We start from the raw sequence: 8,855 nt of genomic DNA, 5'->3' as shown, positions 1-8,855 counted from the left end.
GGGGTGGGGTGGGGGTGGACCAGGTCGAGGCGGAAGCGGCCGAGGAACAGTTCCTTGGCGAAGCTGGGCTTGCGCCATTCCTGTTCCCGGGCCGCCTCGGCCACCTGGCGGGCCTCACGTTCGGAGACGGTGGGCTTGGCGGGGCTGGCGGACATGCGGCTCACCTCGTCGCGAAGGGGGATCTTGGGCGTATTGGTTACCGACGGGTGCTACCCGATCGTATGTACCCGATACCGGGCGACCCCACCACCCTTCGCGCGGCCGTTCGGCCGAAGGGTGTCTAGGCTGACATCCACCTTCATCGTCTTGGTGCGAGAAAGTCTGTCGAAGCGCTTCGACAGACTATGGACACCCAGGGGTGGCGGAGCTAGTGTCGGACCACCCCCACACCCACCCCTGTCAGTCATGCGCGCTGTCGAAGCGCTTCACACCGCTTGGAGAGCTGGATGGTCACCCTCGCCGAGGTCGCCCAGCACGCCGGAGTCTCGGCGAGCACGGTGAGCTATGTCCTCAGCGGCAAGCGGTCCATCTCCGCGACCACCCGGCAGCGGGTCGAGCAGAGCATCCGCTTGCTCGGCTACCACCCGAACGCGGGCGCCCGGGCGCTCGCCAGCAGCAGGTCGAACATCATCGCGCTGATGGTCCCGCTGCGCACCGACATGTACGTGCCGGTGATGATGGAGATCGCCATCGCGGTGGCCACGACGGCCCGCACGCACGGGTACGACGTGCTGCTGCTGACCGGCGAGGAGGGCCCGGACGCCGTCCGCCGGGTCACCGGCAGCGGGCTGGCGGACGCGATGATCCTGATGGACGTCGAACTCGACGACGAGCGGCTGCCGTTGCTGCGCGGCACCGACCAGCCGTCGGTGCTGATCGGGCTGCCCGCCGAGACGACCGGTCTGACCTGCGTCGACCTGGACTTCCGGGCGACGGGCGCGCTGTGTGTGGAGCATCTGGCGATGCTCGGTCACCGTGACATCGCTGTCATAGGCGAGGCCCCGGCGGTCTACGAGCGGCACACCGGTTTCGCGGAGCGCACACTGGACGGACTGCGTTCGCGCGCCCGGGAGCTGGGGGTACGGCTGCTGCACCGGCCGTGCGAGGGCGGGTACGACGCGATGGCCGTGACGCTCGCCCGCATCCTGGACGAGCGCCCGGGCACCACCGGGTTCGTCGTGCAGAACGAGTCGGCGGTGGAGCCCCTGCTCGCCCTACTGCGTCAGCGGGGCCGTGCCGTTCCCGAGGACGTGTCCGTGGTGGCGGTCTGTCCGGAACAGGTCGCCGTCCAGGCCTCGGTGCGGCTGACGTCCGTGGCCATCCCCGCGCAGGAGATGGGCCGGTACGCCGTGGAGCACCTGGTCGCCAAGCTCGACGGCCGGGGGACGGACGAAGTGGTGCTGATCGCACCCGAGTTGACGGTCCGGGCGAGTACGGGCCCGGCTCCTTCCGGCCGTACTTCCTGACCCCGCTTCCGGGTGCCCGCCGGCACCCGCACGAACTTCCGGGAGCACCCTTCGTGAACCAGCCCGCCGATCAGCGGCATCAGGTCAGCCTCGCGCAGTCGTCGCCCACCGTCGGCACCTTCCGTGAGCGGGACGGCGCGCTGGAGTGGAGCGGTCGCCAGGAGACCCTGCGCGTCGAGCCGTGGGGGCCGGACGCGGTCCGGGTGCGTGCCCGGCTCGGCGGACCGGTCCTGGAGGGGCTGCCGGGTGCGCTGCTCGACGCGGCGCCGGCCACCGAGAGCAGCGTCAAGATCGGGGACGGCGAGGGGCGGTTGACCGTCGGCGCGCTGACCGTCGAGGTGAGCGCCGAGGGCCTGCTCCGTTTCCTGCGCACCGAGGACGGCGGCGAGGTGCTGGCCGAGGAGCGCGCCCATTTCTGGTGGCCGGGGTCGCGGCTGTACACGGCCGTGGGCAACGGCCACCACCGTCTCGAGCAGCGCTTCGCCGCCTACGACGACGAGCGGCTGTACGGGCTCGGCCAGCACCAGCACGGCCGCTTCGACCAGAAGGGGCTGGTCGTGGACCTGGTGCAGCGCAATGCCGAGGTCGGCATTCCGGTGCTGTGCTCCAGCCGCGGCTACACCTTCCTGTGGAACAACCCGGCGATCGGGCGGGTGGAGCTGGCCGGGAACGGCACCCGGTGGGTGGCCGACTCGGCCCGGCAGATCGACTACTGGATCACCGTGGGGAGTCCGGCCGACGGTCAGCGCCGCTACAGCGCGGTGACGGGCCGGACGCCGATGCTGCCGGAGTGGGCGGCGGGCTTCTGGCAGTGCAAGCTGCGCTACCGGACGCAGGAGGAACTCCTGCGGGTGGCGCGGGAGTACAGGCGTCGCGGGCTGCCGATCTCCGCGATCGTGTGCGACTTCTTCCACTGGACGCACCTCGGCGAGTGGAGGTTCGACCCGGCCGAGTGGCCGGACCCGGCGGCGATGGTCCGTGAACTGGACGAGCTGGGCATCAAGTTGGTGGTCAGCGTGTGGCCGTCGGTGTCGCCGCTCAGCGAGAACCATCCGGTGATGGAGCAGCGCGGCTACTTCATCGGCACGCAGTACGGGCCGATGGCGCACGCCGACTGGCCGGACAAGGGGGTCGCGTCGACGGTCCAGGTGGCCTTCTACGACGCGACGAACCCTGAGGCGCGGGAGTTCGTGTGGTCGAGGGTGCGGGACAACTACCTGCTGCCGTACGGCATCACGGCGTTCTGGCTGGACGCCTGTGAGCCCGAGCTGAAGCCGGGTTTCCAGGAGAACCTGCGGTACTGGGCGGGTCCGGGGCTGGAGGTCGGCAACATCTATCCGGCCGAGAACTCCCGGACCTTCTACGAGGGGCTGCGGGCCGAGGGCGAGGAGGTCGTGACCCTCAACCGCTCGGCGTGGGCGGGCAGTCAGCGCTACGGCGCGGCCCTGTGGTCGGGTGACATCGGCACGGACTTCCCGACGCTGCGGCGGCAGATCGCGGCGGGGCTGAACACCGCGCTGTCCGGCATCCCCTGGTGGAACACGGACATCGGCGGCTTCCACGGCGGCGATCCGGACGACCCGGCGTACCGCGAGGTCATGGTGCGGTGGTTCCAGTTCGGGGCGTTGTCCCCGCTGATGCGGCTGCACGGCTTCCGTGACCCGGCGATGCCGCTCGGCCCGGAGATGACCGGCGGTCCGAACGAGGTCTGGTCGTACGGTGAGGAAGCGGGCGCGATCCTGGAGCGGTATCTGCGTCTGCGTGAGCGTCTGAGGCCGTACGTGCTGGAGGTCATGCGGGAGGCGCACGAGGAGGGACTGCCGGTGATGCGGCCCCTGTTCCTGGAGTTTCCGGAGGATCCGGCGGCCTGGTCGGTAGACGACGCCTATCTGTTCGGCCGGGACCTGCTGGTGGCCCCTGTGCTGGAGGCGGGCGCGACCACCCGCGGCGCGTATCTGCCGGCAGGATCGACGTGGACGGACGCGTGGACGGGCGAGGTGTACGAGGGCGGTTCGCCGGTGACAGTCGACGCGCCGCTCGACCGTGTCCCGCTGTTCCTGCGGGACGGGGCGCGGCTTCCGATCGCTGCGGATGAGCCGCCGCGCCCCTGAGACCGGCGTGACCGGATCCCCGCAGGTCAGTTACGGCACACGGACGCCAGGGACCGTACCAGCGCCCCCGTGTGCAGGAGGTCGGGGTGCTTGGCGGAGGAGACCTCGATGACCGCCACCGCGAGGTCGGGGCGGCAGAGTGCCGTGCCGCGCTGCGGGGTGGAGTCGGCGACGGCCTGGACCAGGTCGGTGTTGATGCGGTTGATGGTCTGGCGGACGACGTTCAGGTCCGGCTTGGTTGTCGGCGCCTGGTCCGGGTGGGCCGTCCAGCGGGCGTAGAGGGCCCGCTGGACGATCTTGTTGGCCTCGATCTGGTCACGGAAGACGCGGCGGATCTCGTCGGGGTCGGCGCCGATCCGCTGGGCCTGCGCGGCAGCCGTGTCGAGGACCTGCTGCTCTCGGGCCGGGTCGTCGATGGGGCTGTCGGTGCCCCACTTGGCGGCGGCCACCAGGTCGGCGGTGGCGACGCGTTCGGCGGCCAGGGAGACCACGGGAAGCAGCGGTGAGGACGTGGGGGCCGCCGTCGCGGTGCCCGGCAGGGCGAGCAGCGCGGCGGCGGCGATCGCTGTGGTGCTCAGGGGGGTGGTGATGCGCATGTGCTCATCAAACCCCAGCCCGCCCACCTTCAGGTCAACTGCTGCTGACGCTCTCGCTGTTGACGGTGAAGTTCAGGCCACCGGAGGACGACGTGATCTCGAAGCCGAACTGCAGATCCCCGATGGTGACGTTGCCGAACCAGCCCTTGGTGTCCTTGATCCACTTCAGGATGGGCAGGACGTTGACCGTGCCGGACGTCGAGTTCGAGGTGCGGACGAAGGAGAAGACGTCGTTGGAGCCGTTGTTGCCCTTGTACACGGTCCAGGTGTGGCCGCCGAGCGTGACGGTGCCCTGCGAGGTGCCGAGCGGGCCCACGGCACCGGTCTTGTTGACCCAGAGCATGATCTCGTACTTGTAGCCGGTGTCCCAGATGTCGTACGACGTGTTGTAGGCGCCGGACGACGGGACCGAGACGTTGTAACCGCTGGTGAGCGAGGCGAGCGAGGTGATCGACTTGTTGATCACCTTCTTGGCGTTGGGGTAGGACTTGATGCCGCCGGTGTTGGGGTGGTTGGCGTTGACGCCCCAGTTGGTGCCGGAGTTGGCCCAGATGCACTGGCTGCCGGCGCCGGAACCCCAGATGTTGTTGTAGAGCGTGTAGCCGTTCAGCGTGGTGTTGCCCCACTGGTCGCAGGAGCTCCAGACGGCGGCGGATGCGGGCGCGGACGCGAGGCCGACGGTGGCGCCGAGGGCCATCGCCGGGGCCAGCACGGCCATGGTGACCTTGCGCAGGGTGCTGTGTGCCATGGTGTCCCTTCCATGGGTGGGGGGAAATTGCGGGGGTTACCACGCCCCCAGGGTGAGGACGTGGTCTTCTCCGGCGACGAGGTCGAGCGGTCGTGCGCCGGAGGAAGTCCGGAGTTCGACGCGGTGGTTCCGGGTGGGGCGGATCACCGCGGTCGCTTCGTGGGGGCTCCAGGTGAGGTCGAGGTCGGCCCCGAACCGGGTGCGGACACCGAGGAGTTGGCCCGTCGGGCAGGCTGCCGGGAGAGCGGGCAGCAGGACCAGACGGTCCGGGGTGGACTGCACGAGCATCTCCACGAGCACGGCGGGCAGGGTGTGCGCCGCGTCCGCGTTGTACACGTCCCGGTTCGGGTAGTGCGCGCTCATCAGCGAGGTGTGGAAGAAGTCGCCCCCCAGGACCTGCCCGAGGGCGTGGGCGACCCGTTCCCCGTCGCGCAGACGGGCGGCGATCAGGGCGTGGTGCAGATGGCCGTGCGCTGAGTCGTTCTCGGCGCCGCGCAGTTCGAGGGCGCGGTGCGCGGCCGCCGCGAGGTCCGGGGTGTCGTAGGGGGTGATCTCGTCGAGCGGCCAGACGCCGTAGAGGTGGCTGAGATGGCGGTGGTCGTAGGAGTCGTCCAGGCCGGGCCAGGCCCATTCGGCGAGGGCGCCGTCCGCGTTGATCCGGTGCGGGGGCAGGCGCTCGGCGAGGGCACGCCACCGGCCGGCCTCCGGGGTGCCGGGATGGTATTCGGCGGCGGTGAGCAGGGCGTGCCGGGCGGCCGAGAGGTCCATCGCCGCGTTGATGGCGCCCCAACTCCCGTTCGCGGGACGGTTCTCGGGCGAGTAGGAGGGGACCACGACGAGATGGCCGTCCTCGTCGACGCGGTCGAGGAAGTCCTCGTAGAACAGGGCGACCTGGCCGAGGGCGTGGGCGGTGCGCGGGTCGCGGGAGCCCTCGGTCTCGTCGTGGTCGACGAGCGGCTTGAGCAGCCAGTCGGCGCCGGCCGTCCACAGATGCAGCGGGTACTCACGGCTGAAGTGGTACGACAGCCCCGACTCGCCGTCGGTGTGGGCGGGGGCGACCACACCCCGGGCGCCGAAGACCGTACGGGCGTTGACCGCCCAGTCGGCGAGCTGACGGTGGATCAGCGAGGCGTGGGCCCGCGTCACTTCCGGCAGCGCGGCGGCCGCCGCCGAGGCGGTCTGGAGGTTGAGGTTGGCGTCGTTGGTGAAGGCGCCGGACCAGCCGGTGTCCCAGTCGCCGGTCCACAGCCCGGTCAGCCGGGGCGGGTTGAGGCCGCTCGCGGAGAGCAGGTGGTAGCGGCCGGCGGCGAAGAGACGTTCCAGCAGGGCGGGGCTGTCGGTGAGGGTCAGCAACTCCGACCCCGGCAGCGCGCGTTGGGCCGAATCGGCGCCGAGCTCGAGGGTCACGCGCTCGTAGGCGGTGCGGTGCAGGACGGTGTGACGGTCCAGGAGGGCGGTGTACGGGTCCTCGGCGTCCGGCAGCGTGTCGCGCAGGGCGCGGGCGTGCGGGGTGGTGTCCAGTTCACCGGTGTGCCGCAGGACCCGGGTCAGCAGCAGCACCGACCCGGCGCCGGTGATCCGGACCCCGGGCGGCGCGAGCGCCGTGCGGCCGCCCTCGGCCACGACGAGGGTGAGCCCGGTGTACGCCGTCTCGCTGCCGGGATAGCGGACGCGCAGTGTGAGCAGGGCGCCCTCGGGGGTGAGCACGGCACCGTCCCCGACGGCGAGCCCGTGGGGCGCGCCGGGGAGGCGGTGGTCCAGGGCGATGTCGAGGTCGCCGCCGCTTGCGTACTGGACGATCACGTCGTCGGCCCGCGACACGAACACCCGGCCGCGCCGGGCACCGCACTCCGTCTCGACGACACCGGTCGTGAAGTCGACCGAGCGGCGGTAGGGGCGCGGCTCCTCGCCGGGTGCCCTGCGCAGCCGTACCTGGAAGGCGGGATGGAAGGGCTGCACCCACTGCAGGTCCCGGCCGTCGGTGAAGGCCTCGGCGGCGCGCAGCTCACCCGCGAGCAACCGGTCCTTCAGCAGCGGGAGTTGTGCGGCGAGCCGGGGCGGGCGGGCCTTCTCACCGCCGTTCGGGCGGACGAGGGCGTGATGGGTGACGACGGTCCGCTCGTCGTCCGGGTCGCCGAACACAAGGGCGCCGTGGTGGCCGTTGCCGCTGAGGAAGCCGTCCTCCCAGCGTTCTGCGGGGCGGGGTTCCCAGGTACCGTGCGTGATGGTCATGGGCGCAACACCACCACGCCGTACCTGCCGAGGGTGACATCGCCCCCGACTTTCACCCCCGTGAGCAGGTCCTGATGGCTGCCGGGCACCTGCACGGCCACCGCTTCCCGCCCGTGGTTGAGCAGGAAGAGCAGGTCCCCGCGGCGGACCGCCTCGACCTGGTCCGGCAGACCGTCGAGGACGGGACGGACCCCTGCCTCGGCCGCGATCCCGGCGAGCAGGACACGCAGCGCGTGCGGCTCGGGGAGCGTGGAGACGTACCAGGCACGGCCGTTGCGCAGCACGGCGGGCAGGCCGTCGAGTTCCCCGCCCTTGTACACGGCCTCCACCGAGGCGTGCTCGGCGGGGTCGATCTCCTCCGACCACAGGGTCCCGCGGAACCGGTCCGTCTCGACCGTCTCGTCCTCGTCCAGGGGCCACCACTCGTGCAGCGTGCGGATGCCGAGCAGTGCGCGCAGCCGGGCGTCCATGCCGCCGGGGCGCACCCGGTCGTCCTGGTCGGCGACGCCGGTCAGGAAACCGCAGACGAGGGTTCCGCCGCCGCGGACGTAGGAGAGGAGGTTGTCGGTCGCCGCGTCCGTGAGGGCGTACGACTGCGGGACGACGACCAGCTTGTACCGGGTGAGGTCGTGCTCGGGGTGGGCGAAGTCGGTGGCGAGGTGGGCCTGCCAGAGCGCCCGGTGCCAGGCGGTGAGGAGCTGCGGGTGGTCGACCTCGGTGGAGAGCCGGCCCTCGTGGGAGGCGGCCCACCAGGAGTGCCAGTCGTGAAGGATCGCGATGTCGCCGTCGGTGTGACTGCCCGCCACCTCGCCACCCAGCCGCGCGAGTTCGGCACCGATCCGCTTGATCTCCTGGAAGGTGCGCCCCTCCTCGCCCGCGTGAGGGACCATCCCGGAGTGGAACTTCTCCGCGCCCTGGCGTGACTGCCGCCACTGGAAGTAGCAGACGGCGTCGGCGCCGCGGGCGACGGCCTGGAGGGACCACAGCCGGTTGAGTCCGCGCGGCTTGGGGTGGTTGACGCCCCGCCAGTTCACGGGCCCGGCCGCCTGCTCCATCAGCATCCAGGGACCCCGGGCCTGGGAGCGGGTCATGTCCTGTACGAGGGCGCCGTGCTGGGCGCCGAACGGGTCACGCGGGTCGGGATACAGGTCGACGGAGACGACGTCCTCCTCCGCGGCCCACCGCCAGGCGTCCTGTCCGACCCACAGCGGCATGAAGTTGGTGGTGACCGGGATGTGGGCCGGGGAGTGCCGGCGGACGATGTCCCGCTCGGCGACGTAGCACTCCAGGAGCATGTCGGAGGTGAACCGCCTGAAGTCCAGCACCTGGCCGGGGTTCTTCAGATAGTGGGCGTGACGCGGCGGCAGCACCTCCTCCCACGACCCGTATCGCTGGCTCCAGAAGGCGGTTCCCCAGGCGGAGTTGAGGGCGTCGATGGTGCCGTACCTCGTCCGCAGCCAGTCACGGAAGCGGGCGGCGGCCTCGTCGCCCCAGTCGTAGGTGCAGTACTCGTTGTTGATGTGCCACATGGTGAGGGCGGGGTGGCCGCCGTAGCGGGCGGCGAGGTCCTCGGTGATGGCGGCGGCGTAGCGGCGGTAGACGGCACTGGAGTGCGAGAAGTGCTGCCGTCCGCCCCACCACTCGACACGGCCGTCCTCGTCACGGGGCAGGGTCTCGGGGTGGAGGTGCCCCAGCCAGGGCG

Annotated in this window: 6 protein-coding genes; 2 read left to right on the top strand and 4 right to left on the bottom strand. The window is 71.2% G+C overall.

The window, feature by feature from the left end; translation table 11 throughout:
- Positions 1–446 precede the first annotated feature (446 nt).
- Together GRC12_RS38245 and GRC12_RS38240 are read left to right on the top strand one after the other, a co-directional pair.
- Positions 447–1,466, top strand: a complete 1,020-nt coding sequence (locus GRC12_RS38245) for a LacI family DNA-binding transcriptional regulator (RefSeq protein WP_208784892.1) — start codon at positions 447–449, stop codon at positions 1,464–1,466.
- A gap of 53 nt (positions 1,467–1,519) precedes the next feature.
- Positions 1,520–3,577 carry a glycoside hydrolase family 31 protein gene (locus GRC12_RS38240; protein WP_208784889.1) on the top strand — a complete coding sequence of 686 codons (2,058 nt, stop codon included), beginning with the start codon at positions 1,520–1,522 and terminating at the stop codon, positions 3,575–3,577.
- 26 nt (positions 3,578–3,603) lie between these two features.
- On the opposite strand, the gene GRC12_RS38235 is transcribed toward GRC12_RS38240, so the two are convergent.
- The 4 genes from GRC12_RS38235 to GRC12_RS38220 form a co-directional block, all read right to left on the bottom strand.
- Positions 3,604–4,173, bottom strand: coding sequence for a chorismate mutase (locus GRC12_RS38235; RefSeq protein ID WP_208784887.1), 570 nt, complete (start codon positions 4,171–4,173; stop codon positions 3,604–3,606).
- 34 nt (positions 4,174–4,207) lie between these two features.
- Complete coding sequence (locus GRC12_RS38230) at positions 4,208–4,921, bottom strand: glycoside hydrolase family 12 protein (protein ID WP_208784885.1); 714 nt, start codon at positions 4,919–4,921, stop codon at positions 4,208–4,210.
- 36 nt (positions 4,922–4,957) lie between these two features.
- Positions 4,958–7,153: a glycosyl hydrolase family 95 catalytic domain-containing protein gene (locus GRC12_RS38225; RefSeq protein ID WP_208784883.1), complete on the bottom strand. Its 2,196-nt coding sequence runs from the start codon at positions 7,151–7,153 to the stop codon at positions 4,958–4,960.
- On the bottom strand, positions 7,150–8,855 hold a 1,706-nt coding region (locus GRC12_RS38220; protein WP_208784881.1), incomplete at its 5' end, for a beta-galactosidase. The genes GRC12_RS38225 and GRC12_RS38220, both read right to left, overlap by 4 nt.

It is taken from the genome of Streptomyces griseorubiginosus (assembly GCF_017614965.1).
In the GTDB taxonomy this organism is placed as follows: domain Bacteria; phylum Actinomycetota; class Actinomycetes; order Streptomycetales; family Streptomycetaceae; genus Streptomyces; species Streptomyces griseorubiginosus_B.
Note: the sequence above shows the minus strand (reverse complement) of the source record. Positions and strands in the feature narration are given on the sequence as shown.